The organism is Kitasatospora sp. NPDC056327, from assembly GCF_042261735.1.
Taxonomy (GTDB): domain Bacteria; phylum Actinomycetota; class Actinomycetes; order Streptomycetales; family Streptomycetaceae; genus Kitasatospora.
Window position 1 is genome coordinate 75,256 of record NZ_JBHJRC010000002.1, and the last position, 26,960, is coordinate 102,215.

The following is a 26,960-nucleotide window of genomic DNA, read 5'->3' on the forward strand; positions in this document are numbered from 1 at the left end:
GCAGCGGTGTCCAGTGAGCGACCAGAGGATGCGCGACTACCTCAACCGGGTGACCATCGACCTGCGGGACACCCGGCAGCGGCTCCGGGAGGCCGAGGCCCGCACCAGCGAGCCGATCGCGATCGTGGCCATGAGCTGCCGCTTCCCCGGCGGTGTCCGCACCCCGGAGGACCTGTGGGAACTGCTCGCCGAAGGCCGCGACACCGTCGGGCCCGTCCCCGGGGACCGCGGCTGGGAGTCCGTCTGGCCGTCCGGCGGCACGGTCCCCGGGCAGGGGGCGTTCCTCGACGCCGCAGCCGACTTCGACCCGGAGTTCTTCGGCATCTCGCCCCGTGAGGCGGTCGCGATGGACCCGCAGCAGCGACTGCTGCTGATGGCGTCCTGGGAGGCCGTCGAGCAGGCCGGCATCGACCCGCTCACCCTGCGGGGCAGCCGTACCGGGGTGTACGCCGCGGCCATCGACCAGGGGTACGCGACGCTGGGGCCCGGCGCCGCCGAAGCCGTCCAGGGGTTCCTGATGACGGGGAACTCGATGAGCGTGATGTCCGGGCGGGTGTCCTACGCGCTCGGCCTCGAAGGCCCCGCCGTCACCGTGGACACCGCCTGCTCGGCCTCGCTGGTGGCGCTGCACCTCGCGGCGCGGGCGCTGCGGGCCGGTGAGTGCACGCTCGCCCTCGCCGGCGGGGTCAGCGTGATGGCGCTCCCGGCGGTGTTCGTCGAGTTCAGCCGCCAGGGCGCGATGTCACCGGACGGCCGCTGCAAGCCGTTCGCGGCGGCCGCCGACGGCACCGGCTGGGGCGAGGGCGTGGGGATGCTGCTGCTGGAACGGCTGTCGGACGCGCGCCGCAACGGTCGTGCGGTGCTGGCGGTGCTGCGGGGCTCGGCGATCAACCAGGACGGCGCCAGCAACGGTCTCACCGCCCCCAACGGCCCCTCCCAGCAGCGGGTGATCCGGGCGGCGCTGGCGGACGCGGGGCTGTCGGCCTCCGAGGTGGACGCGGTGGAGGCGCACGGCACCGGCACCACCCTCGGCGACCCGATCGAGGCGGACGCGCTGCTCGCCACGTACGGTCAGGACCGGCCCGCCGACCGCCCGCTGTGGCTGGGGTCGCTGAAGTCGAACCTCGGGCACACCCAGGCCGCCGCCGGGGTCGCCGGGGTCATCAAGACGGTCCTCGCGCTCCGGCACGGCGTCCTGCCGCGCACCCTGCACGTGGACGCGCCCACCCCGCACGCCGACTGGTCCTCGGGCGCCGTCGAACTCCTCACCGAGGCCCGCGTCTGGCCGGCCGTCGACCGGCCGCGCCGGGCGGGGGTGTCCTCGTTCGGCATGAGCGGCACCAACGCGCACGTCGTCCTCGAACAGGCACCGGAGCCGGAACCGGCCGGCGCACCGGCCCCGGTGGCCGACGGGCCGGACACCGGGGCCGGGCCGGGGGCGCCCGGGGCCGTGCTGCCCTGGGTGCTGTCCGGCCGCACCGCCGCCGCGCTCGGGGACCAGGCGGCCCGGCTGCGCGCCCGGCTCGCCGCGGACGCGCCCGCACGGCCGGCCGACACCGGCTTCTCGCTGGCGACCACCCGGTCCGCCTTCGAGCACCGGGCCGTGGTGATCGGCGACGCGCACCCCGCGCTGCTGGACGGGCTGACCGCCCTCTCCGGAATGGGCCGGGACCTCCCCGCCGGTCCGGCCCCGGCTTCCGGCCCGGCCGCGCCCGCCGACGTCGTCGTGGGCACCGGCAGGGCCGTCGAGGGCCGGACGGCCCTGGTGTTCCCGGGCCAGGGCTCCCAGTGGGCCGGCATGGCACGGGACCTGATCGCCGCCTGCCCCGTCTTCCGGGACCGCCTCGCCGCCTGCGGCGACGCCCTCTCCGCCCACGTCGACTGGCGGCTCCCCGCCGTCCTGGCGGGCGCGCCCGGGGCACCTTCCCTGGAACGGGTGGACGTGGTGCAGCCGGTGCTGTGGGCGGTGATGGTGTCGCTGGCCGCGCACTGGGAGTCCTGGGGCATCCGGCCCGATGCCGTGGTCGGACACAGCCAGGGGGAGATCGCCGCCGCCGTGGTGGCGGGAGCGCTGAGCCTGGAGGACGGTGCGAAGGTCGTCGCCCTGCGCAGCCGGGCCATCCGGGCGCTGGCCGGACTCGGCGGAATGGTCGCGGTGTCCCTGCCCGAGGACCGGGTCCGCGCCGAGATCGCCCCCTGGGCCGAGAAGCTGTCGGTGGCCGCCGTCAACGGGCCCGCCGCCGTGGTGGTCTCGGGGGAGACCCGGGCCCTGGCCGAACTGCTCGCGCACTGCACCGCACAGGGTGTCCGGGCCCGGTCCGTACCCGTGGACTACGCCTCGCACTCGGCCCAGGTCGAACGGATCAGGTCCGAGGTGCTGACCGCGCTGGCCGGAGTGCTTCCGCTCCGGGCCCGGATCCCGCTGTTCTCCACCGTCACCGGTGACCGGCTCGACACCACGGCCATGGACGCCGACTACTGGTACCGCAACCTGCGCGGGACCGTCCGCTTCGAGGCCGCGGTCCGCTCCCTGGCCGAGCAGGGGCACGAGGTCTTCGTCGAGGTGTCCCCGCACCCGGTGCTGACCATGGCCCTCCAGGACACCGTCGAGGCCACCGGTGCCGCGGAGCCGCCCGTGGTCGTCGGCACCCTGCGCCGCGACGACGGCGGGCTGCGCCGGGCCCTGCGCTCGGCCGCCGAACTGTGGGTGGCGGGCGTGGCCGTCGACTGGTCCGCGGTGTACGCCGGCACCGGTGCCCGCCCGACCGCCCTGCCCGGATACCCCTTCCAGCTCCGGCGCTACTGGCTGGAGCCGGAGGCGGCGGCCGACACCGGACCGGCCGCCGACCCGCACGACACGGCCTTCTGGCGCATGGTCGACCACGACGCCCCGGCCGAGATCGCCGCCCACCTCGCCGTCGACGAGGAAGCCCTCCTCCCCGTGCTGCCGGCCCTGCGCGGCTGGCGCCGGCAGCGGCGCGACGAGGGCGTCATCGACTCCTGGCGCTACCGCATCGGCTGGCAGCCCCTGCCCGACCCGCCGGCCCCGGCCCCCGCGGCCGCCGGTACCTGGCTCGTCGTCCTGCCCGCCGGACACGACGACGACGCACGGGTACGCGGCCCCCTGCTGGCCCTCGCCGAAGCGGGCGCCACCGTCGTCACGGCCGGACTCGCGGCCGGCGCCGTCCGCCGCACGGACCTCGCGGACACGCTCGCCACCGCGCTCGGCGACCGCGTCCCGACGGGCGTGCTGTCCCTGCTGGCCGTCGCCGACCCGGCCCACCCCGACCACCCGGCCCTGCCCACCGGGGCGGCGCTCACCGTCGCCCTGGTACAGGCCCTGGGCGATCTCGGCCTCACGGCCCCCCTCTGGTGCGCCACCGCCGGGGCGGTGTCCACGGGCCCGGACGACCCGGTCACCCACCCCCGCCAGGCACTGGTCTGGGGCACCGGACTGGTGGCCGCGCTGGAACTCTCCGCCCGCTGGGGCGGACTCGTCGACCTGCCCCCGGACCTCGACGTCCGCGCCAGGGCCCGGCTCGCCGCCGTGCTGACGGCCTCCGCTGCCGTCCCCGGCGCGGACGGCGGCGGCCGCGAGGACCAGCTCGCCCTGCGCCCCGCCGGCCTCCTGGCCCGCCGCCTGCGGCGCGCCCCCCGGAGCGACGGCCCCGCGAAGCACTGGAAGCCCCGCGGCACCGTCCTGCTGACGGGCGGCACTGGAGCCGTCGGCCCGCACCTCGCCCGCTGGCTCGCCCGCGGCGGCGCCACCCACCTCGTCCTGCCCGGACGCCGTGGCCCCCAGGCACCCGGCGCGGCCGAACTCGCGGAGGAACTGGCCGCCCTCGGCGTACGCCTGACCCTGCCCGTCTGCGACCTGGCCGACCGTCAGGCCGTCGCCGCGCTGCTCACCGGCCTGGAGTCGGAGGGGGACCCGGTGACCGCGGTCGTCCACGCGGCCGCCTTCGTCGCGCTCGCCCCCCTCGACGGCACACCGGTGTCCGCGTTCGAACAGATCGTCGCGGCCAAGGCCGCCGGCGCCGAGCACCTCGACGCCCTGCTCGACCGAGAACTCGACGCCTTCGTCCTGTTCTCCTCGATCGCCGGAGTCTGGGGCAGCGGCGACCACGGCGCGTACGCCGCGGCCAACGCGTACCTCGACGCCCTGGCGCAGCACCGCCGGGCCCGCGGCCTCACCGCCACCACGGTCGACTGGGGCATCTGGCAGGCCGAGAACCCCTGGCAGGACCGCATCGCCGGCGAGGACGCCGACCTCTTCAAGCTGGAGCAGCACGGCCTGCCCCGGATCGCGCCCGACCTCGCCGTCCACGCCCTTCAACAGGCACTGGACGACGACGAGACCGTCCTCGCCGTCGCCGACGTCGACTGGGAGCGGTTCGCCGCCGTCTTCACCTCCACCCGCCCCAGCCCGCTGCTCACCGGAGTCCCCGAAGCCCGCCGCGCCCTGGAGGCCCCGACCGGCGGAACGGCGGCACCCGCCGCCACGCTGCTGCGCCAACGGCTCGCCGCCCTCGCCGAATCCGAACAGCACCGCCTGCTGCTCGATCTGGTCCGCACCCACGCGGCGGCCGTCCTCGGCCATCCCACGGTGGACGCGATCCGGCCCGGCACGGCCTTCCAGGCCATGGGCTTCGCCTCCCTCACCGCGGTCGAACTCCGCAACCGGCTCAACACCGCCACCGGGCTGCGGCTGCCGTCCACCCTGATCTTCGACCACCCGTCCGCCACCGCGCTCGCCCGGGAGATCCGCGCCGAGCTGCTCGGCCGGCAGGCCACCGGGCAACTCCCCGCCGACCCGGCCGCCGCGCACCCGTCCGCGCCCGACGAGCCGATCGCGATCGTGTCCATGGCCTGCCGCCTCCCCGGCGGCATCGCCACCCCCGAGGACCTGTGGCGCCTGCTGGCCGACGGCGGCGACGCCGTCTCGGAGCTCCCCACCGACCGGGGCTGGGACGTCGAAGCCCTCTACGACCCCGACCCCGACCACCCCGGCACCTCGACCACCCGGCGGGGCGGCTTCCTGCACGACGCGGCCGAGTTCGACGCGGAGTTCTTCGGCATCTCCCCGCGCGAGGCCCTGGCGATGGACCCCCAGCAGCGGCTGCTCCTGGAGACCACCTGGGAGGCGATCGAACGCGCCGCCATCGACCCGGCCGCCCTGCGTGGCAGTCGCACCGGAGTGTTCACCGGCGTCAACTACGCCGACTACGCGGCCGTCGTCGCCCGGTCGGAGGAAGGCGACGGCCACCTGCTCACCGGCAGCGCACCCAGTGTCGTCTCCGGTAGGGTCGCCTACACCCTGGGCCTGGAAGGCCCCGCGGTGACCATCGACACGGCCTGCTCGTCCTCGCTGATGGCCCTGCACCTCGCGGGCCGGGCACTGCGCGGCGGCGACTGCTCCCTCGCCCTGGTCGGCGGCGTCGCCGTGATGGCGACGCCCGGCGCCCTGATCAGCTTCTCCCGTCAACGCGGCCTCGCCGAGGACGGCCGCTGCAAGGCCTTCTCGGACGACGCGGACGGCATGGGCATGGGCGAGGGCGTCGGCGTCCTGCTGCTGGAGCGGCTGTCGGACGCCCGGCGCAACGGGCACCCGGTGCTGGCCGTCGTCCGCGGCTCGGCCGTCAACCAGGACGGCGCCAGTAACGGGCTCTCCGCCCCCAACGGTCCGTCGCAGCAGCGGGTGATCCGGGCGGCGCTGGCGGACGCGGGGCTGTCGGCGTCCGAGGTGGACGTGGTGGAGGCGCACGGCACCGGCACCACGCTGGGCGACCCGATCGAGGCGCAGGCGCTGCTGGCCACCTACGGCCAGGACCGGCCCGCCGAACGGCCCCTGCTGGTCGGCTCCCTGAAGTCCAACCTCGGCCACGCCCAGGCGGCGTCGGGCGTGGCGGGGGTCATCAAGACGGTGCTGTCCATGCACCATGGGCAGGTGCCCCGAACCCTGCACGTGGGCAGGCCCTCCGGCCACGTCGACTGGACGCGCGGAGCGCTGGCCCTCGCGACCGAGCAGCAGCCCTGGCCGTCCCACGGTCGCCCCTTCCGGGCCGGTGTGTCCTCCTTCGGCCTGAGCGGCACCAACGTCCACGCCATCCTCGAACACACCCCCTCGGAGGACGACGGCCCGCCGGCCGGGCGCACCCCGCTGCCGGCGGTGCCCTGGCTGCTGTCGGCGAAGAGCCCGCGGGCGCTGCGCCTCCAGGCCGAGCGGCTGTGCCGCCACCTCGACGCGAGCCCCGTACCCGACCCGCGCGACATCGGGTCCGCCCTGCACGCGCGCACTGCCTTCGAGTACCGGAAGGCACTGATCGGAAACGGTGACCAACTCCCCGACCTGCTGGGCCGGATGGCCGACGACGAATCGGGAGGGTGGTCCGGGGACCGCACCGTCGACGGCCGTTCGGTGTTGGTGTTCCCGGGTCAGGGTTCGCAGTGGGTGGGGATGGCTGCGGGCCTGCTGGTCGGGTCGGGGGTGTTCGCGGGGCGGATGGCGGAGTGCGGGCGGGCTCTGGCGCCTTATGTGGACTGGTCGTTGGTGGAGGCGCTGGGTTCGGAGGCGCTGTTGGCGCGGGTGGATGTGGTGCAGCCGGTGCTGTGGGCGGTGATGGTGTCGCTGGCGGAGGTGTGGCGTTCGTTCGGTGTGGTGCCGGACGCGGTGGTGGGTCACTCCCAGGGTGAGATCGCGGCGGCGTGCGTGGCCGGTGGTCTGAGTCTGGAGGACGGGGCGCGGGTGGTGGCGCTGCGGTCCCGCGCGATCAGGGTGCTGGCAGGCCGGGGCGGGATGGCGTCGCTGCCGCTGCCGGTGGAGGTGGCCCGGGAGCGGATCGCCCCGTGGTCCGGCCGGCTGTCGGTGGCGGCGGTGAACGGTCCCTCGTCGACGGTGGTGTCGGGCGATGCGGACGCGGTGGCGGAGCTGGTCGGTGTCCTGGTCGCGGAGGGGGTGCGGGCGCGGCTGATCGAGGTCGACTACGCGTCGCACTCCGCGCACGTGGAGGAGATCCGCGAGCGCCTGCTGTCCGACCTGGAGGGCGTCAACCCCCTGTCCGCTTCGGTGCCGTTCTTCTCGACGGTGACGGGCGACTGGCTGGACACCGGGGCCCTGGACGCCGGGTACTGGTACCGCAACCTGCGGGAGACGGTCGAGTTCGGGCGGGCCACGGAGGCGTTGCTGGGGGAGGGTTTCCGGTTCTTCGTGGAGTCCGGCCCGCATGCGGTGCTGGGCGTGGCGGTGGGGGAGTCGGTGGAGGCCGCCGGCGTGGAGGCTGCGGTGCTGGGGACGTTGCGCCGGGGTGAGGGTGGCCCGGGGCAGGTGCTGCGTGCGGTGGGCCGTGCGTGGGAGCGGGGCTTGGCGGTGGACTGGTCGGGGGCGTTCCCGGAGGCGCGGCGCGTCGAGCTGCCGACGTACGCCTTCCAGCGCAGCCGCTACTGGCCCGAGCCGGCGCCGGTCACGGCGGCCGATGTGGGCTCCGCCGGGCTCGACCCGGCCGATCACCCCGTCCTCGGAGCGGCTGTCGAGCTCGCCGACACGGGTGAACTGCTGCTCAGCGGCCGGATCTCGCTGCACACCCACCCCTGGCTCGCCGACCACGCCGTGGCCGGTACGGTTCTGCTGCCCGGCGCGGCCTTCGCGGAGCTCGCCGTCCGCGCCGCGGACGAGGCCGGATGCCCCGTGGTGGAGGAACTGACGCTCCAGGCGCCGCTGTTGATACCGGCCGACACGGCCGTCCGGCTTCAGGTGCGGGTCGGCGCCGCGGATGCGCACGGCAGTCGCTCGCTGGGCCTGTTCTCCTGCCGGGTGGACGCGGCGACCCCGCAGTGGACCGCCCACGCGACCGGCGTGCTCACGTCCGACACCGCGACCCGCAAGCCGCCGCCCGCACCGGACGCCGCCGGCTCCTGGCCCCCGCCCGGCGCCGTCCCGATCCCCGTCGACGACCTGTACGAGCGGTTCCACGCCGCCGGTTACGGCTACGGGCCCGCCTTCCGCGGGCTCACCACCGCCTGGCGCCGGGACGACGAGATCTTCACCGAGGTACGCCTGCCCGAGGACCAGCACCGGTCCGCCTCCGCGTTCGGCGTGCACCCCGCCCTCCTGGACGCCGCCCTCCAGGGGCTGTTCCTGCGCGCTGGGCAGGGAACCGAACCGGGGCCGGACCGTCCCTCCGCCGGACTGCCGTTCTCCTGGAGCGGGGTCAGGCTGCACGCCTCCGGAGCCACCGCGCTCAGGGCGAGGCTGGGCTTCCGGCCGGACGGATCGGTGTCGATCGACGCGACCGACCCGAACGGCCTCCCGGTCGCGTCGGTCGAGGCGCTCGCCGTGCGCCGGATCGACCTCGACGCCCTCCGCCCGGTCGGCGGCCCGGAGTCCCTCTACCGGTTGCAGTGGTCGGAGGCGCCCGCCACCGCGCCCGCCGACCCGCTCGGGCCCTGGGCCGTCCTCGGCGGCCGGGAACTCTTCCCGGACGCTCACCCGGACCTCGCCGCGCTCGGCGCCGCGCTGGACGGGGGTGCGCCGTCGCCCGCCGCGGTGCTGGCCTGGTGCGACCGCACCACGGACCTCCCGTCCCCGCCCGGCGCCGCATCCGTGCACACCGCGCTGGACGACGCCCTGCGCCTCGTCCAGGACTGGCTGGCCGACTCGCGGTGGGAGGACGGCACCCGGCTCGTGCTCGTCACCCGGGGCGCGGTCTCCACGGCGGCGGGTGAGGAGGTCACCGACCTCACCGGCGCGGCGGTCCGCGGTCTCGTCCGCTCCGCCCAGTCCGAGCACCCGGACCGCTTCCTGCTGATCGACACCGACGACCCGGCCGCCGTGACCGGCCTGCTGCCTCGGGCGCTCGCCGGAACGGAGCCCCAGCTGGCGATCCGCGCCGGACGACTCCTCGCGGCCCGCCTCGTCAGGGCCACCGTCGCCACGGACCCGAACCCGGCCCCGGACACCCGCCCGGACCCGGGGGCACCGTCCGGCATCGCCGCGGCCGGGGGAACCGTCCTCGTCACCGGGGCCGGTGGCGCGCTCGGCGGCCTGGTGGCGCAGCATCTCGTGACCGCGCACGGCGTACGCGACCTGCTGCTCGTCGGCAGGCGCGGTGCGGACGCCCCGGGCCTGGCCGACCTCGCCGCCGAACTGCGCGGACTCGGCGCCCGGGTGGACGTTGAGGCCTGCGACGTCGCCGACCGGGACGCGCTCGCCGCCCTGCTCGCCGGCATCCCCGCAGAACGTCCGCTGAGCGCGGTCGTCCACGCGGCCGGCGTCCTGGACGACGGAACGGTCGAGTCGCTGACCCCTGCGCGGATGCGTCACGTACTGCGGCCCAAGGTCGACGCGGCCCTCAACCTGCACGCCCTCACCCGTGATCTGCCGTTGTCGGCCTTCGTCCTGTTCTCCTCCGCGTCCGCCACGGTGGGCAATGCCGGACAGGGCAACTACGCGGCCGCCAACGCCTTCCTCGACGCGCTCGCCCAGCACCGCCGGGCGCTGGACCTGCCCGGCCAGTCGCTCGCCTGGGGCCTGTGGGCGCGCCGCAGCACCATGACCGGCACGCTCACCGCCACCGACCTGCGGCGGATGTCCCGGGGAGGCGCCGCGGCCCTCGGCAGCGAGGAAGGTCTGGCGCTGTTCGACGCGGCGCTCGCCCTGGACGAACCGTTGCTCGTCCCGGTCAGGATCGACCTCGGCCGGCTCCGGACGGCGGCCCGCACCGCACCCGTCCCGCCCCTGCTCTCCGCCCTGGTCCCCGGCACCGCGCGCCGCCCCGCCTCCGGGGCGGACGCCGCCGAGGCGGACTCGCTGCGCCGCCGGCTGGCCGGCCTCACCCCGGAGGAACGCGTCGCCGCCCTGCTCGACCTGGTGCTGAGCCGGGGCGCCGACGTCCTCGGCCACGCCGGGGCGGGGGCCATCGACCCGGACCAGGCGTTCAAGGACCTCGGCTTCGACTCGCTCACCTCCGTCGAACTCCGCAACCGGCTCAGCGCCGCCACCGGCCGCCGGCTGCCCGCGACCCTGGTCTTCGACCACCCCACCCCGGCCGCCGTCGCCGGCTACCTCGCCGGGCGCCTGGTGCCCGACGGGCCGGGCGGCCCCGCCGCCGGGAAGGCCGCCGGGCGGCCGGGCCGGGCGGACCGCGAGGACCACGAGATCAGCTCCCTGCTCGCCGCGATCCCGCCCGCCGCACTGCGCCGGGCCGGTCTCCTCGACGCGCTCCTGGAGCTGGCCGACCGACCGGAGACACCGGCTCCCGCCGCCGACATCAGCGGCATGGGCGTGGACGAACTCGTCCGGATGGCTCTCGGCGGCGACCGTGACTGACCGACAGCCGCAGAAGGAGAAGTCCAACCCCATGCCCACCGACACGGACCAGGTGGTCGCCGCCCTGCGTGCCTCGCTGCTGGACAACCAGCGCCTGCGGCAGGAGAACCGGCGGCTCCGCGACGACTCCGCCGAGCCCATCGCCATCGTGGCGATGAGCTGCCGCTACCCCGGTGGCGTGCACACCCCGGAACAGCTGTGGGACCTGCTGGTCAAGGAGCGCGACGCGGTCTCGCCGTTCCCCACCGACCGCGGCTGGGACGTCGAGGGCGGCTTCGACACCGATCCCGACGCCCCCGGCACCTTCTACGTCCGCGAAGGCGGCTTCCTCCACGACGCGACCGGCTTCGATCCCGGCTTCTTCGGCATCTCGCCGCGCGAGGCCCTGGCCATGGACCCGCAGCAGCGGCTGTTGCTGGAGGCGTCCTGGGAGGTGGTGGAACGCGCGGGCATCGACCCGACGACCCTGCGCGGCAGCCGCACCGGCGTCTACACCGGAGTGATCTACAGCGAGTACGGGTCCCGGCTCGGCCGGGTGCCCGACGAGGTCGAGGGTTTCCTCGGCACCGGCACCATCCCCAGCGTCGCCTCCGGCCGGATCGCCTACACGCTGGGCCTGGAAGGCCCGGCGGTCACCCTGGACACCGCCTGCTCGTCCTCCCTGGTCGCCCTGCACCTCGCCTGCCAGGGGCTGCGCTCCGGCGACACCACCCTCGCCCTGGCCGGCGGGGTGACCGTGATGTCCACCCCCGGCCTGTACGTCGGATTCAGCCGCCAGCGCGGTCTGGCACCCGACGGCCGCAGCAAGTCCTTCTCCTCCGCGGCGGACGGAGCCGGATTCGGGGAGGGCCTGGGCCTGCTCCTGCTGGAGCGGCTCTCGGACGCCCGGCGCAACGGGCACCCGGTGCTGGCCGTCGTCCGGGGCTCGGCCGTCAACCAGGACGGCGCCAGCAACGGGCTGACCGCCCCGAACGGGCCCGCGCAGCAGCGCGTCATCAACGACGCGCTCGCCCGGGCCGGCGTGGACCCGTCCGAGGTGGACATGGTGGAGGCGCACGGCACCGGCACCACCCTCGGCGACCCGATCGAGGCCCAGGCGCTGCTGGCCACCTACGGCCAGGACCGGCCCGCCGGGCGGCCGTTGCGGCTGGGCTCGCTGAAGTCCAACCTCTCCCACACCCAGGCCGCCGCGGGCGTCGGCGGGGTGATCAAGTCGGTGCTCGCCATGCGGCACGGCGTGATGCCGCGCACGCTGCACGTCGACCGGCCCTCGCCCCGCATCGACTGGACCGAGGGCGCCGTCTCCCTGCTCACCGAGGCCGCGCCCTGGCCGGAGAGCGGACGGCCGCGCCGGGTGGGGGTGTCCTCCTTCGGGGCCAGCGGGACCAACGCCCACGTCATCCTCGAACAGCACCTCGCCGCCCCGGCCGACACGGCGGCCGGCACCGACCTGGCGGCCACCGACGCGCCGGTCGACCGGCCCGCGACGCCGGAGCCGGTGCCCGCCGCCGTCCCCTGGATCCTGTCGGCGCGCACTCCGGAGGCGCTGCGCGCCCAGGCGGCGGCGCTGTACGAGCGGGTGGCGGCGGAGCCGGGCCTGAGCGTGGTGGACGTGGGTCATTCGTTGGCGGTGGGGCGTTCGCGCTTCGCGGAGCGGGCGGTGGTGGTGGGGTCGGACCGGGACGAGTTGCTCGCCGGTGTCGCCGCCCTGTCGCGGGGCGTGGGCTCGGCGGACGTGGCGGTCGGCAGCGGGGCGCTCCCCGGCCGTTCGGTGCTGGTGTTCCCGGGTCAGGGTTCGCAGTGGGTGGGGATGGCTGCCGAGCTGCTGGTCGGGTCGGGGGTGTTCGCGGGGCGGATGGCGGAGTGCGGGCGGGCTCTGGCGCCCTTCACCGATTGGTCGTTGACGGAGGCGCTGGGTTCGGAGGCGCTGCTGTCGCGGGTGGATGTGGTGCAGCCGGTGCTGTGGGCGGTGATGGTGTCGCTGGCGGAGGTGTGGCGGTTCTTCGGTGTGGTGCCGGACGCGGTGGTGGGTCACTCCCAGGGTGAGATCGCGGCGGCGTGTGTGGCGGGTGGTCTGAGTCTGGAGGACGGGGCGCGGGTGGTGGCGCTGCGTTCGCGTGCGGTGGGGGCTTTGGCGGGCCGGGGCGGGATGGCGTCGGTGCCCCTGCCGGTGGGGGTGGCCCGGGAGCGGATCGCCCCGTGGTCCGGCCGGCTGTCGGTGGCGGCGGTCAACGGTCCCTCGTCGACGGTGGTGTCGGGCGACGCCGACGCGGTCACCGCCCTGGTGGAGGAACTCCTGGAGGAGGGGGTGTGGGCGACCCGCATCGATGTCGACTACGCCTCGCACTCCGCGCACGTGGAGGAGATCCGCGAGCGCCTGCTGTCCGACCTGGCGGGCATCACCCCCCTCCCCGGTGCGGTGCCGTACTACTCCGGCGTGACCGGCGGCCTGCTGGACACCGAGGCCCTGGACGCCGGGTACTGGTACCGCAACCTGCGGGAGACCGTGGAGTTCGAGCGGGCGACCCGCGCGCTCCTCGCGGCCGGGCACCGCGTCTTCATCGAGTCCAGCCCCCAGCCCGCCCTCATGTACTCGATCGAGGACACGGCCGCCGACGCGGGCGCCCCGGAGACGCTGCTGCTCGACACCCTGCGGCGCGGGGCCGGAGGGCTTCGCCGGCTCCAGCTCGCCCTCGGAGGGGCACATGTCCGGGGCCTGCGCGTCGACTGGGACCGGCTGTTCGCGGGAACCGGCGCCCAGCGGGTGGACCTGCCCACCTACGCCTTCCAGCGGCGCCGCTACTGGCTCGACGCCCCGCCGCCGGCCCGGGACCAGGCGGCCGCCGGCCAGTCCGCCGTGGACCACCCGCTGCTCGGCGCCGCGGTCGAACTGCCCGACGACGCGGGCGTCCTCTTCACCGGGCGGCTCTCCGCGGCCACGCACCCCTGGCTCGTCGACCATGCCGTGGCCGGAGCCGTGATCGTGCCCGGCGCGGCCCTCGTGGAGCTGGCCGTGCACGTGGGCAGCCGCCTCGGCTGCGCCCTCGTGGAGGAACTGACCCTCGCCGCTCCGCTGCTGCTGCCCGGCGACGCCGCCGACGACCACGCCGTGCACCTGCGCGTACGGGTGGGCGCCGACGACGGCACGGGACGGCGCCCGGTGGAGTTCCACTCCCGGCCCGAGGCCACCGCCGACGCCGGCGACCGGCCCTGGACCCGCCACGCGACCGGCACGGTCGCCCCCCGGGACCTCCCGGCCGACCGGGCCGAACCGGCCGGCACCTGGCCCCCGCCCGACGCCGTCCCGCTGGACGTGGACGAACTGTACGGGCAGCTGGAAGCCCGGGGCGTCGCCTACGGCCCGGCATTCCGGGGCCTGCGGGCCGCCTGGCGCACCGCGGACGCGATCCACGCCGAGGTGGCCCTGCCCGAAGGCCTCCTCGGCGCGGGAGCGGAAGGCTTCGGGCTGCACCCGGCCCTCCTGGACGCGGCCCTCCAGACGGTCGGTCTGCGCGAAGGCACCGCGACCGCGGAGTCCGCCGACGGCGTCCCCCTGCCGTTCTCCTGGCAGCGCGTGGCGATCGAATCCTCCGACGCGACGGTCCTGCGCGTCCGGCTGCGCCCCGACGGACCCGACGCCGCCACCGCGTGGATCACCGATCCCTCGGGGCGGACCGTGGCGACGGTCGGCTCGCTCACCCTGCGCACGGCCTCCACCGCCGCACTGCGGGCGTCCACCGGTTCCGTCTTCCACGTCGGCTGGACGCCGGTCACCGCCGTGCCCGGCCCGCGCCCGGTCACCCGCTGGGGCCTCCTCGGCCCCCGGGACGAGCGGCTGCTGCCTGCCTCCTTCCCCGTCGAACCCCTCTCCGCGGCACCCGACGCGATGCTGCTGACCTGCCCCCCGTCCGCAGGCACCCCGTCCGCAGGCACCGCGGCCGCAGGTACCGTGACCGCGGACACCCCCGCCCCGGACGCGGACGCGGACCCCGCGGCGGTGCACGCGGTCGTGGCCGGGGTCCTCGACCGCCTCCGGGCCCACCTGGCCGACGACACCACCGCCCGCACGCCCCTGGTGGTGCTCACCCGGGGCGCGACCGGCCCGTTCGGGGCGCGGCCGAAGCCGGCGGATCTCGGCGCGGCGGCCGTCTGGGGCATGCTGAGGGCCGCTCAGCTCGAACACCCCGAGCGGTTCGTGCTGCTGGACACCGAAGGGCCGGCCCCGGACGGTCTCGGCGACGCGCTCGCCGACCTCCTGGCCACCGGTGAGCCGCAGGCGGCCCTGCGCGGCGGCGTCCTGTACGCGCCCCGGCTGACACGGCCGTCGGGCACCAGCACCTCCGGGACCGCCCCCGGGGACCGGTCGGCCGGCGCGTTCGGGCCGCCCACGGGGACGGTACTGCTGAGCGGCGGTGGCGCTCTCGCGGCCGTTCTGGCACGCCATCTGGTCGCCGTCCACGGGGTGCGCCACCTCCTCGTGCTGAGCCGCCGGGGTGCGGACGCTCCCGGCATGCCGGAGCTGACGGCGGAGCTGGCCGGGGCCGGCGCCGAACTGACCGCCCTCGGCTGCGACGTGTCCGACCGCCGGGCCCTGGCGGCCGCCCTGGCGTCCGTCCCGGAGAGCCGTCCGCTGTGTGCCGTGGTCCACACCGCCGGAGTGCTCGACGACGGCCTGCTGGACGGGCTGACGGGGGAACGGACGACCGCCGTCCTACGGCCCAAGTTCGACGCCGCCCACCACCTCGACCGGCTGACGCGCGGAGCGGACCTCTCCGCGTTCGTCCTCTTCTCCTCCGCCGCAGGTGTGCTGGGCAGCCCCGGTCAGGCGTCCTACTCGGCCGCCAACGCCGCGCTCGACGCCCTGGCCGCGGAACGCCGAAGGCTCGGGCTCCCCGGTCTGTCCCTGGCGTGGGGGCCCTGGGAGCGGGTGAGCGGGATGACGGCGGAGCTCGGCGGCCCCGAACGGCGGCGCATCGACCGGCGCGGAGCCCGTGGTCTCTCCGACGAGGAGGCCATGGCCCTGCTGGACGCCGTGTGCGCCGCGGACGCCCCGCCCGGGGACGGGAGCCCCGTCGTCCTCGCCCGTCTCGACCTGACCGTGCGCGGCGACGGCGCGGTGCACCCGATGCTGGGCTCCCTGGTCCGGCGCAGCCCCGCCGCGCCGACCGGAGCGGCCGGGACGCCGACCGCCGCCGCGGCCCTGCGGCACCGGCTCGACTCCGCCCCCGGTGCGGAGGAACGCGAGCTGGTCCTGCGCGAACTCGTCCTCGCCCAGGCCGCCGAGGTCCTCGGCCACACCGACGCCGGGGCGCTGTCCGCGACGGTCCCCTTCCTCTCCGTCGGATTCGACTCGCTGACGGCGGTCGAGCTCCGCAACCGGCTGGCCGCCGTCACCGGACTGCGGTTGCGGCCCTCCGCCGTCTTCGACAGCGGAACCCCCGCCGCGCTCGCGGCGCGCCTCGCCGCCGAGGCCCGGACGGAGGACACCCCCCGGCCCGGAACGGCACCCCTGGCCGGAACCGGAGCCGGAGCCGGAGCCGGCGCGTCCGACGACGCGGACACCGACCCGGTGAGCGTGCTGTTCCGCCAGGCCTGCGCACTCGGCCGGATCGACGAGGGCATCGCCCTGCTCAAGAACGCCTCCGCCCTGCGTCCGGCCTTCCCCGGCGGCGACGACCTCGCGGCCGCCGGCACCGGCCCGCGGCTGCTGCGTCTGAACGAGCGCGCCGACGCCCCCGTGCTCGTCTGCTTCGGCTCCGTCGTCGCCCTCGGCGGCGCCCACCAGTACGCCCGCTTCGCCTCCTGCTTCCGGGACCGCTACGCAGTCGCCGCCCTGGACGCCCCCGGATTCGCCCCCGAGGAGGAACTGCCCGCCGACATGTCGGCCGTGCTGGACTTCCAGGCGGCGACCCTGCTCCGGGAACTGCCGGGACGGACACTCGTCCTGGCCGGGTCCTCCTCCGGCGGCACGCTCGCCCACGGCGTGGCCGCCGCGCTGGAGCGGCGCGGCGAGGGCCCGGCGGCCGTGGTGCTGCTGGACACCTACCTCTCCGACAACCAGGGCATCACCCAGTTCAACGACGTCCTGCTGGGCGGCATGTTCGCCCGCGAGGACCGGGCGGCCCCGATGGACGGAACCCGGCTGACCGCGATGGGCGGCTACTTCCGTCTGCTCGACGACTGGAAACCCCCGGCGGTCCGCGCCCCGCTGCTGCTGGTCCGCGCCTCCACTCCGCTCGGCCGCCCGTCCGCCGAAGCCGGTGACTGGCGCTCGTCCTGGGCCGGTGCCGACACCGTCGTCGACGTTCCCGGCGACCACTTCTCGATCATGGAACAGCATGTCGCGACCACCGGCGACGCCGTCGCCGACTGGCTCGGCACCGTCCTGCGCACCCCCGACGACCTGTGAAGACGAAGGAGAACCCGTTGACCACGGCCCCGTACGACGATCCCTCCCCGCGGCACGCCCTCACCGTGCTGGGGGCCGGGGTGATGGGCGTCGGAATCACCGCCCTCGCCCTGGGACACGGCCTGCCGGTCCACCTGGTCGACGTCGACCGGGAACGACTCGACCGCGCCGTGGACCTGATCGACGGCGAACTCCGGCTGGCCGAGCTGATGGGCGCCCTGCCCGCCGGGACGGAAACCGGCACCCTGGTCACCGACACCTCGCTCAAGGCCGCCGCCGGCGCCACCGCCGTGGTCGAGGCGGTCACCGAGAACGCCGCGATCAAGGCCGCCGTCCTGTCCGAGGTCTCCGGACTGGTCCGGCCCGGAACCCTGCTGATCACCAACACCTCCTCCATCCCGGTCGACGAACTGGCCGGGGCCCTGGAGCGGCCGGAGGAACTGGTCGGCACCCACTTCATGAACCCGCCCTACCTGATCGGAACCGCCGAGGTGGTCCGCGGCGCCCGGACCGGGGCCCCCGCGATGGCCGCCGTGGCGGCCCTGCTCACGGCGCTGCGGCGCCGGGCAGTGGTCGTCCGGGACGCACCCGGCTTCGTGACGAGCCGGATCCTGCACCCGATGATCAACGACGCGGCCCGGGTCGTGGAGGAGGGCACGGCGACCGCCGAAGACGTCGACGCCCTGATGCAGGGCTGCCTGGGGCACCCCACCGGGCCGCTGCGCACCGCGGACCTGATCGGCATCGACAACCTGGTCGACTCCCTCACCGTGCTCCACGAACGCACCGGCGACGACGGCTGCCGGCCCGCCGAACTGCTGCTCCGGCTGGTCCGCGAGGGCCGGCTGGGCCGCAAGTCCGGGCGCGGCTTCTACGACTACACCTGATCACCCCGACGAGGAGACGGACATGACCACAGCGAACACGCCCAACACCCAGGACCTGGAGAAGGAGCTGCTGGGGTTCCTGGAAGGACGCACCGGAACCGCCTGGGACGCCGACACCGACCTGTTCGGCGCCGGCGGCCTGTCCTCCCTGTTCGCCATGCAGGTGGTGGTGCACCTGGAGAAGACCTACGCCATCGCGGTCCGCGGCGCGGACCTGCGGCTGGACAACTTCCGCACCGTACGGCGGATGGCGGAGCTGGTGGACCGGCTCCGGGTGCCCGCCGCCGGGGGCCTCGATGGGTGAGGACCTGAGCGGCGCCATGACGTCCGTCGCCCTGCGGGTCGGCGACCTGGCGCAGGAGTGGGACCGGACCGGTCTCATCCCGCTGGACCTGCTCCGCGAACTGGGCGCCGAGGGCCGGCTGTGCGCCGAGGTCCCGGAACAGTACGGCGGCTGGGGGCTCAGCAGCGCGCACAGCGGCGCGTACACCGCGCACGTGGGTGGCCTGTGCAGCTCGCTGCGCAGTGTGATGACCTCCCAGGGCATGGCCGCATGGACCATCCAGCGCCTGGGCACCGCCGAGCAGTCGGCCGCCCACCTCCCCCGCCTGACCGGCGGCGCACTGGCGGCGGTCGGCTTCAGCGAACCCGGCGCCGGCAGTGACCTCGCGGCGATGGCGACGACCGTCCGCCGCGAAGGCGACGCGGTCGTCGTCGACGGGCACAAGAAGTGGGTGACCGCCGCCCACTACGCCGACCTGCTGGTCGTCGTCGGCCGCCAGGAGGACGGCGCGGTGGCCGTCGTGGTGCCCGCCGACACGCCCGGCGTCCGCATCGAGCGGATCGCCGACCCGCTCGGCTGCCGCGCGGCCGGGCACGCGGACGTGCACCTCGACGGGGTGCGGCTGCCGGCCGACAGCGTGCTGGGCGGTCACGGCCTGCCGCCCGCCCTGCTGGTGACGACCGCGCTGGCCTACGGGCGGATGTCCGTCGCCTGGGGGTGCGTGGGCATCCTGCGGGCCTGCCTGGCGGCGGCCACCGCACACGCCGCCGCCCGGGAGCAGTTCGGCAGACCGCTCGCGGAGCACCAGCTCGTCGCCGGGCACCTCGCCGATCTCTACGTGGCCGAGCAGGTGGCCGCGCGGGCCTGCGAGCACGCCAGCCGCTGCTGGGACGAAGGGTCGCCGGACCAGGTGGTGGCGACCGTACTGGCCAAGCACGTCAGTGCGACCCAGGCCGCCCGGGGCGCGGCGACGGCCGTCCAGGTCCTGGCCTCGGCCGGGGCCCGGGACGGGCACGCGGTGGCCCGGGCGTACCGGGACGCCAAGCTGATGGAGATCATCGAGGGCAGCAACGAACTGTGCCGGCTGATGCTGGCACAGCACGCCCTCTCCGCCCCGGGGGCACCGTGAGCGGGCCCGCGGCCGACGAGACGAGGAAGGACGACATGGCCGAGACCGTCAAGTGCCTGGTCTGGGACCTGGACGACACCCTCTGGCAGGGCACCCTGCTGGAGGACGGCGAGGTGCACCTGCCGGACGAGGTGCGCAAGGTGGTGATCGAGCTCGACTCCCGCGGCATCCTCCAGTCGGTCGCCAGCCGCAACGACCACGAGCACGCCTGGGCCCGGCTGGAGGCGTTCGGCGTGGCCGAGTACTTCGTCCTGCCGGAGATCGGGTGGGGCGCCAAGTCCGAGTCGGTGCGGCGGATCGCCGACCGGCTGAACTTCGCGCTCACGACCATCGCCTTCGTCGACGACCGACCCACCGAACGTGCCGAAGTGGCCTTCCACCTGCCCGACGTGCGGTGCTACCCGGCCGAGCAGGTCCTCGCCCTCCCCGAACTCGCCGAGTTCTCCCCCGCGACCAGCACCGTCGACTCCCGGCGGCGCCGCCAGATGTACCAGGCGGGTTTCCGCCGCGAGGCCGAGCGGGCGGCGGCCCCCGGCTCCGACGAGGAGTTCCTGCGTTCCCTGGACCTGCGGATGCGCATCGGCCGGGCCACCGGTGAGGAGCTGTCCCGGGTCGAGGAACTCACGCTGCGCACCAGCCAGATGAACGCGACCGGGGTGCACTACCCGGACGAGGTGCTGCGGGGCCTGATCACCGACCCCCGGCACGAGGTCCTGGTGGTCACCCTCACCGACCGGTTCGGCCCGCACGGCGCGGTCGGAGTCCTGCTGCTGGAACGGCACCCGGGCCTGTGGCACCTCAAGCTGCTCGCCACCTCCTGCCGGGTGGTCGCCTTCGGCGCCGGTGCGACCCTGCTGAACTGGCTGGCCGACGCCGCGGCCCGGTCCGGGGTACACCTGGTCGCCGACTTCCGGGCGACCGAACGCAACCGGATGATGGAGATCGCCTACCGGTTCGCGGGCTTCGAGGGCCTGGACGAGGCACCGTGCCCGTGCGCCGCCGTCCTCGCACCGGCGCCGGAGGACACCGGGTTCCAGCGCCTGCACCTGGCCCCCGCGCCGCGCGTGGTGTCCACCGTCATCGACGTGGACGCACCCGATCTGAACGCGCCGGAAGGGGGCCCGGGGACGTCGTGACCGCCGCGGCGGCCGGCGCTCCCGGGCCCCGGCCCGCCGCCCTCAGCGCTTGCGGACGAGGGTGATCCCGTCGGCCATCACCAGCAGCGAAAGCTCCACCCGGGGGTCCTCGTGCAGCAGCCGGTTCAGGGCCCGGACCCCGGCGGTGTCCGGGTCCACGGCGTCCGGATCGGCGACCCGGCCGAAGAAGAGGGTGTTGTCGACCACGATCAGACCACCGGTGCGCAGCAGGGTCAGCGAGCTCTCGTAGTAGCGGACGTAGTTGGCCTTGTCCGCGTCGATGAACACCAGGTCGAAGCTCTCCGGCCCGCGCTCCGCGAGCAGTGCGTCCAGGGTCGCGGCGGCGTCGCCGATCCGCAGGTCGATCCGGGAGTCGACCCCGTCCCGCTTCCAGAAGTCGGCGCCGACGGCCGGCCACCGGTCGTCGATGTCGCAGGACACCAGCACCCCGTCGGCCGGGAGCGCGCGGGCCATGCACAGGGTGCTGTAGCCGGTGAAGGTGCCGATCTCCAGCACCGTTCGTGCCCCCGTCAATCCGACGAGCAGGGAGAGCAGTTGGCCCTCCTCCGCCATCACCTGCATGGCGGTCCCGCCGGGAAGGTCCGCGGTGGTCTCCCGAAGTTCCCTGAGCAGGTCGTCGTCGCGGAGGGAGACCTCCCGGACGTAGGCGAGCAGGTCGGGAGTGGCTGCTGTCTGGTCGGCCATGGCGAGGGGGTCCTCTCGAAGGAGATCGGGTCGAAGGGGGGCGGGTCGAAGGAGGTCGGGTCACGGGGGATCAGGGCGCGGGGGATCGGGCCGAGCGGACCGGGGCCGCTCCGGGGGCCCGTCGCGGGGCCGCCGGGACGGTCACCCGGCGCGCATGTACGGGTGGTCGTGCTGCCGAACGGCGACCTCCTGCGCCCGCTCACGGGCGTACGCCCGCAGCAGCTCGTCCAGCCGGTAGCGGCCCCCCACCGGCGCGTCCAGCAGGTTCGCCTCGACCAGGGATTCCAGGGCCTCCTCGGCCTGTGCCTCGGAGCAGCCGAGCATCACCGCGACCCGGCTGCTGGAGACCGAACAGGCTCCGGCGGCCCCCAGCGCGGTGAACACCTCGGCCGGGTCGACCCCGGTCGGGGCCGTCCGCCGGAGCCCGGCGTGGTCGGCGTCGAGGCAGGGCCGGACACCGAGGTCGCCGGCACACAGTTCGTCCAGCAGCCGCGGGGCCTCCGTGAGCCGCCGGGCGAAGTGCCCGATGCTCCAGTGCGGACGCTCCAGCAGGCGGGTTCCCGAGATCCGGATCGCCAGCGGCAGGCCCGCGCAGACCGTCAGCACCGAACGGGCCGCCCGCGGCTCGGCGCCGACCCTGGCCGGGCCGACGATGCTGCCCAGCAGTTCCAGCGACCCGGCCTCGTCCAGGGGGCCGAGCAGAAGGGTGCGCGCCCCGTCCAGATCGGCGAGCCGCCGCCGGCTCGTCACCAGGAGCCTGCTGCCCCCGCTGCCCGGTATCAGCGGCCGCACCTGCGCGGTGCTGGAGGCGTTGTCGAGCACCACCAGCAGACGGCGGCCCGCGGTGAGCGAGCGGTAGAGGCTCTCCCGTTCCGGCTCCTCCTCGGGTATCTCGTCCCGGGGGACACCGAGGTCCGCCAGGAACCGCGGCAGCACCGCCCGGGCGGTCAGCGGCCGCGCGGCCCCGCCGAGATCCGCGTAGAGCTGACCGTGCACCGAGGAAGCGCGTACGGCGTGCGCCGCGTGCAGGGCCAGCGCGCTCTTGCCGACACCGCCCCGGCCGGTCACCACCGCCGTCGCCACCATGCCCGCGGGCATCGTGCCGTCGGCGAGGAAGTGCTGCAGCCGCGCCAGCGCGGCGGAGCGGGCCGACAGCGGCAGCGGCACCGAGGGAAGCTGTGCCGGACTCGGCCAGCAGGACCTCTCCCGGACGGTGACCGGCATCGTCGTGACGGCCGCCTCCGGGGCCGCGGGGGGCTGCTCCGGCGGTCCGGGGGCGCGGGGCCGGTCGTGGGCCGAGAGGATGTTGCGGTGGACCTCGCGCAGTTCGGCGCCCGGTTCGGCGCCGAGCTGCTCGACGAGCAGTACCCGGGTGCGCCGGTAGAGGTCCAGGGCCTCCGACTGCCGTCCCGAGCGGAACAGCGCCAGCATCAGCTTGCCCACCAGGGCCTCCCGCAACGGGTGCTTCCGCACCAGCCGCACCAGCTCCGGCACGACCTCGGAGTGCCTCAGCAGCGCCAGCTCCGCGTCGAAGCGCAGTTCCATGGTCTGCAGGCGGAGCTCCTGGAGGTAGCGGCCCTCGACGTCGCGCAGCGTCCGCGACGGGATGTCCACCAGCGGCTCCTCGCGCCAGAGGGCCAGGGCCTCGGTCAGCTCGGCGGAGGAGCCCTCCAGGTCACCGCGCTCGGCCAGCTCCGCCGCGCGCCGGCGGTGGGCCGTGAACTGTCCGAGATCGCTCTCCTGCTCGTCGAGTTCGAGGAGGTAGCCGGGCGCCCGGGTGAGGATCCTGCCGGAGGCGTGCTTGCCCAGCGACTGCCGCAGGCGCATCACGTAGGTGCGGACGGTCGCGGCGGCGCTCGGCGGCGGGGCGTCGTCCCAGACGTACCCGGCGATCCGGTCGACCGAGATCACCCGGTTGGCGTTGAGGAGGAGTGCCGCCATGACCACGCGCTGCCTCGGCGCCGACACGTGCACCTCACGCGCGTTCAACCGGACGGAGAGCGGGCCCAGCAGCAGGAAGTTCAACGGGAGTCCTCTTCATCGCGCGACCGGTGGGCAAGACAGCCTCCAGCGTCTTGGGTGGCCATGTGCGGGTCAACGCGGTCCTGTCGTATCTAGGTGTATTCCTAGAGCACAGGTCTTGCGCTCGTGCCGGGTTTACGCTGCGCGGCACCGTCGCGGCAGCCGGGCCCGGGCCGCGCGGCGCCCCTCCTTCCCGGCCGGACCCGCCGCGCGCGGCGGGGGTCCGGGCCGTCGCCCCCGGGCCGCGGCCGGGCGGGGTCCCCGGATTGCGCCGCACCGCGGCGTTCTCACCATTCGCCGAAGAAACGGCCGGAATTGAATCCGGACATGAGTGGCCGGATGTGCTCCGGTGCATACTTGCTGACATTCCGAGGTGCATGGCAGGCTGTCATATGCCGTGCCCGTGACCCGCCGATCGCCGTCGATCGGAGCCCCCCGTATCGGCAAGTGCCGGTCGGCCCGCCGGCACCGAGGATGTGCCGCGCGGTTACCGTGCCCTGCCCGCCGGAACCGTGCGGATTCCGAGAAAGGAATGAAAGGCCGACATGACCTCCCTCTCCTTGGACAGCGACCTGTGGTGCCGTCGCTTCCACCCCTCACCGGCGGCCACCCGCCGACTGGTCTGCTTTCCGCACGCCGGCGGCTCGGCGAGTTTCTACTTCCCGGTGTCCGCCGCGCTGTGCGGCCCGGTCGACCTCCTGGCGGTGCAGTACCCCGGCAGGCAGGACCGCCGGGAGGAACCCGGTGTCCAGGACCTGCACCGCATGGCCGACGAGGTGGCCGGAGCGCTGCGCCGCTGGGACGACCTCCCCCTGACCCTCTTCGGGCACAGCCTGGGCGCGCTCGTCGCCTTCGAGGTGGCCCGGCGGATCGAGCGCGCGGGCGGCCGGGTCGACCACCTCTTCGTCTCCGGCCGAAAGGGGCCGTCCGCCGACGGGCCCGAGCTCTCCCACCCGCGCGACGACGAGGGCATCCTGGCCGAGGTCAGGGCCATGAGCGGCACCGACGCCCGGCTCCTGGAGGACGAGGAGGTGCTGGGGATGGTGCTGCCCGCGCTACGCGGCGACTACCGGGCCCTGGGGGCCTACCGGGCCGATCGGGACGCCGCGGTCACCTGCCCGGTCACCGCCCTGGTCGGGGACCAGGACGCCTGGACACCGGTCCCGGAGGCAGGACGCTGGCGTGACCGCACGACGGGGGAGTTCGACCTCAGGGTCTTTCCCGGTGGGCACTTCTACCTGAACAGCCGGGCGGACGAGGTGACCGGCCTGCTCCGCGACCACCTGGCCGGCCCGCTGCGGACCTGAGACGACGACACGGAAGGGGGGCCGAGAAGTGACACCGTCGGCGATCTCCGAGGAGATCGAGCCCGCGCGGCGGCCGCCGCGGTCCGAGGCCGCTGACAAGGCACGTCCGGCGGGTGGGGGCCCGTCCGGCGGCACGGACGTCCGGCGGCTGACCGCCGTGGACGCACGCATCCTGGAGGGGGTGGCGGTCGGCATCTCGACCGCGAGGCTGGCCGCGTCGCTGTACCTGAGCCGACAGGGCATCGAGTACCGCATCGGGCTGATGATGCGCCGTTTCCAGGCCGCGAACCGACCCGCTCTGATCTCGCGGGCACACTCCCTCGGTGTGCTGAGCGTCGGCTCGTGGCCGCCCCGCGTCCTCCCGGAATTCCTTGAGTCCCGGACGGGGGCGGGACGCACCGGTCCGTGATTTCCCCCCGTACGCTCCCTCCGGGAGGGCGGGACGGACGGAAATCCCCTTTCCGAGGGCGGGAAGACATTCCTTCGGTGCGCTTCCGGATATTCTGCCAGACCCGGATATCGTATCGATATCGCGCCGCGAGACCGGTTCCCGGACCGTCCGGTCGAATGCGATTCCGCGGCATTGTGCGGCCGGGCCACTTCTGCTGCACTGTGCGTGGGCCGCACCACCGCCCCCTCCTTTCACACCGATTCAGAGGAGCTGTCATGAGTCTGGGGTACCTGTTCGGCGGCGGCGTCGGGACCGAGCCGCACGGCCTGGAGCTCTACCGCACCTACGAGGTCGTGCGGGGCTGGTACGAACAAGTCTCCGAGTGGACCGGGCTGACGGTCGGGCAGATCCTGGAGGAGGACCTCCCGACCGCCCAGGAGGAGCGCCAGAGCGTCGGCACGGTCCGGGAGGCCGCTCTCGCGATCGGCGTGCACGACGTCCTCGCCTCCTTCAACCTGCGGCCGGCGGCCATCGGCGGCCTGAGCCTCGGCGCGATGACCGCCAGTTGCCTCGCCGGATCGCTGGGGCGACGGGAACTGTTCGAGATGCTGGCCGGCTCCCGCGACACCCCGGAACCGTCCGCCGAGGACCCGCAGCAGGGGATAGCCATCGCCTTCGGCCCCCTCGGCGAGGGCGCCCCCTCCCACCCCGGCGAGAACGTCCCCGGCGTCTACCTCGCGGGCGACTTCGGCCCCACGGCCGACGGCACCCGGCGCATCATGATGCTCGCCGGCCACGCCGAAGCGCTCGCCGCGCTCGCCGCCGAGGTCCCGCCGGGAACGGTCGTACCGCTCCCGGGACGCACCATCGCCGTCCACACCCCGCTGCGCCGGCCCTACCGCGACTTCATGGCCCCGCGCATCGACGCGATCCCCTTCACCGACCCCGGGATCCCCCTGCTGTCCTGCCTGGAGCCCAAGGTCCTGCGCACCGCGGCCGACGTCAGGGACCTCTTCCAGCGCAACTCCACGGACCCGATCAGCCTGGTCGACGTCTACGCCGGGATGAAGGAGCAGGGCGTACGGCTCGGGCTGGTGATGGGCCCCTCGATCCCCGAGGGTATCCTCGCCTTCCCCTTCCCGGTGGTCCACATCGAGCAGCCCGAGCACATCGAGCAGGCCCTGACCACCGCCTACGACCTCGGCATCGACCTCACCGGCGCCCCGGCCCTGTCGTGACCGCCGCCACGGCCGCCACCGGCGCCGACCCGGACGCCCAGATCGCGCGATGGCTGGACACCGACCTCGACGAGTGGACCCGCACCGTGGTCCGACGGCACTTCGACCCGGTGCACGGAAGCCCCTACTGGCTCGGGCAGGCCCCCCGGCTGGACTTCGACCCCCGCGACATCACCCGCTACGACCAGCTCGGAGCCTTCGGCCCGTTCCCGCTCGACCGGCTGCGCGCGGAGGACCCCGCGGACCTCGTCCCGCTGTCGGTGCCCCGGCCGCTCGCCGGGCGGGTCTGGGACAGCGGAGGCACCACCGGAACCCCCTGCCGGGCGTTCTACACCCCCGACATGCTGCTGCACCGGGCGCTCTGGCGCCGCTGGTCCTTCGTGCGGGAGGGCTTCGAGCCGGGCCGCACCTGGCTGCAGGCCACCCCCACCGGGCCGCACCTGATCGGGAACGGCGTCCGGGAGGTCTCCGAGCTCCACGCCGGCCAGGTGTACGCCGTGGACATGGACCCCCGCTGGGTGAAGCGCCTCATCCGGGCGGGACGCCTGTCCGAGGTCGGCGACTACACCACCCACCTGCTGGAGCAGATCACCGACGTCCTCAAGCAGGGCCGGGTCCACTACCTCAACACCACCCCGGCCCTCTTCCAGGCGCTCCGCCAGCAACGGCCCGAACTGGTCGCCGGTCTCGACGGCGTGCGCCTGAGCGGCACCCAGATCAGCGCCGACATGTACCGGGCCTTCACCGCCGCCCTGGAGGGCGGGATCTGCGGGCTGACCTACGGCAACACCTTCGGCAACGCCGCCTGCCTGGACATCGAGCGGGACGGCGAGCTGATCAGCTACGTGCCGAACTACCCGCAGGTCACCATGGCGGTGGTCGACAAGGGGGACCACTCGACCCCGGTCGCCCCCGGCCAGGTCGGCCGGGTGCGGCTCACGGTCCTCCACGAGGACCTCTTCCTCCCCAACATCCTGGAACGGGACCAGGCCCTCCGTCACCCGACGGACCACTGGCCGACCGACGGCGTCGCCAACGTCCGCCCCCTCCAGACCACCAGCTCGTCCCCCGAGGGCCTCTACTGAACCGTCGCCCCGGCGCGACGGCGGGCGGCAGGGGCGTCCGCCCC

Annotated in this window: 12 protein-coding genes; 10 read left to right on the top strand and 2 right to left on the bottom strand. The window is 75.1% G+C overall.

Going from position 1 to position 26,960, the window contains the following annotated elements; all coding sequences use genetic code 11:
* Positions 1 to 13 precede the first annotated feature (13 nt).
* The 6 genes from ACFCX4_RS00595 to ACFCX4_RS00620 are packed head-to-tail and all read left to right on the top strand — an operon-like array spanning position 14 to position 20,168.
* A complete protein-coding gene (locus ACFCX4_RS00595; RefSeq protein ID WP_376137658.1) occupies positions 14 to 10,324 on the top strand; it encodes a type I polyketide synthase in 10,311 nt (3,436 codons plus the stop codon).
* Positions 10,325 to 10,355: 31 nt separating this feature from the next.
* Positions 10,356 to 16,733, top strand: coding sequence for a type I polyketide synthase (locus ACFCX4_RS00600; RefSeq protein WP_376137660.1), 6,378 nt, complete (start codon positions 10,356 to 10,358; stop codon positions 16,731 to 16,733).
* 17 nt (positions 16,734 to 16,750) lie between these two features.
* Positions 16,751 to 17,620: a 3-hydroxyacyl-CoA dehydrogenase family protein gene (locus ACFCX4_RS00605; protein WP_376137662.1), complete on the top strand. Its 870-nt coding sequence runs from the start codon at positions 16,751 to 16,753 to the stop codon at positions 17,618 to 17,620.
* A 22-nt stretch (positions 17,621 to 17,642) separates the two neighbouring features.
* Positions 17,643 to 17,924, top strand: coding sequence for an acyl carrier protein (locus ACFCX4_RS00610; RefSeq protein ID WP_376137664.1), 282 nt, complete (start codon positions 17,643 to 17,645; stop codon positions 17,922 to 17,924).
* Positions 17,917 to 19,032, top strand: a complete 1,116-nt coding sequence (locus ACFCX4_RS00615) for an acyl-CoA dehydrogenase family protein (RefSeq protein WP_376137666.1) — start codon at positions 17,917 to 17,919, stop codon at positions 19,030 to 19,032. Before ACFCX4_RS00610 ends, ACFCX4_RS00615 begins: the two co-directional genes overlap by 8 nt.
* A 35-nt stretch (positions 19,033 to 19,067) precedes the next feature.
* On the top strand, positions 19,068 to 20,168 hold the full coding sequence (locus ACFCX4_RS00620) for an HAD-IIIC family phosphatase (RefSeq protein ID WP_376137668.1): 1,101 nt from the start codon (positions 19,068 to 19,070) through the stop codon (positions 20,166 to 20,168).
* A gap of 42 nt (positions 20,169 to 20,210) precedes the next feature.
* On the opposite strand, the gene ACFCX4_RS00625 is transcribed toward ACFCX4_RS00620, so the two are convergent.
* A complete protein-coding gene (locus ACFCX4_RS00625) occupies positions 20,211 to 20,873 on the bottom strand; it encodes a class I SAM-dependent methyltransferase (protein WP_376137669.1) in 663 nt (220 codons plus the stop codon).
* 141 nt (positions 20,874 to 21,014) lie between these two features.
* Positions 21,015 to 22,898 carry a BTAD domain-containing putative transcriptional regulator gene (locus tag ACFCX4_RS00630; protein ID WP_376137670.1) on the bottom strand — a complete coding sequence of 628 codons (1,884 nt, stop codon included), beginning with the start codon at positions 22,896 to 22,898 and terminating at the stop codon, positions 21,015 to 21,017.
* Positions 22,899 to 23,440: 542 nt separating this feature from the next.
* Here ACFCX4_RS00630 and ACFCX4_RS00635 point away from each other — a divergent pair.
* The 4 genes from ACFCX4_RS00635 (at position 23,441) to ACFCX4_RS00650 (ending at position 26,916) form a co-directional block, all read left to right on the top strand.
* A complete protein-coding gene (locus ACFCX4_RS00635; protein WP_376137671.1) occupies positions 23,441 to 24,202 on the top strand; it encodes a thioesterase II family protein in 762 nt (253 codons plus the stop codon).
* 157 nt (positions 24,203 to 24,359) lie between these two features.
* Positions 24,360 to 24,611, top strand: coding sequence for a hypothetical protein (locus ACFCX4_RS00640; RefSeq protein WP_376137673.1), 252 nt, complete (start codon positions 24,360 to 24,362; stop codon positions 24,609 to 24,611).
* Positions 24,612 to 24,868: 257 nt separating this feature from the next.
* Positions 24,869 to 25,831, top strand: a complete 963-nt coding sequence (locus tag ACFCX4_RS00645) for an ACP S-malonyltransferase (protein ID WP_376137674.1) — start codon at positions 24,869 to 24,871, stop codon at positions 25,829 to 25,831.
* Complete coding sequence (locus ACFCX4_RS00650; protein WP_376137675.1) at positions 25,828 to 26,916, top strand: arylcarboxylate reductase; 1,089 nt, start codon at positions 25,828 to 25,830, stop codon at positions 26,914 to 26,916. Before ACFCX4_RS00645 ends, ACFCX4_RS00650 begins: the two co-directional genes overlap by 4 nt.
* Positions 26,917 to 26,960 lie beyond the last annotated feature (44 nt).

Excerpts from the sequence above, each read along its gene's own strand:
- ACFCX4_RS00635 (WP_376137671.1), top strand. The coding sequence starts at position 23,441 with ATGACCTCCCTCTCCTTGGACAGCGACCTGTGGTGCCGTCGCTTCCAC.
- ACFCX4_RS00610 (WP_376137664.1), top strand. The coding sequence starts at position 17,643 with ATGACCACAGCGAACACGCCCAACACCCAGGACCTGGAGAAGGAGCTG.
- ACFCX4_RS00625 (WP_376137669.1), bottom strand. The coding sequence starts at position 20,873 with ATGGCCGACCAGACAGCAGCCACTCCCGACCTGCTCGCCTACGTCCGG.
- ACFCX4_RS00600 (WP_376137660.1), top strand. The coding sequence starts at position 10,356 with ATGCCCACCGACACGGACCAGGTGGTCGCCGCCCTGCGTGCCTCGCTG.
- ACFCX4_RS00645 (WP_376137674.1), top strand. The coding sequence starts at position 24,869 with ATGAGTCTGGGGTACCTGTTCGGCGGCGGCGTCGGGACCGAGCCGCAC.
- ACFCX4_RS00615 (WP_376137666.1), top strand. The coding sequence starts at position 17,917 with ATGGGTGAGGACCTGAGCGGCGCCATGACGTCCGTCGCCCTGCGGGTC.
- ACFCX4_RS00620 (WP_376137668.1), top strand. The coding sequence starts at position 19,068 with ATGGCCGAGACCGTCAAGTGCCTGGTCTGGGACCTGGACGACACCCTC.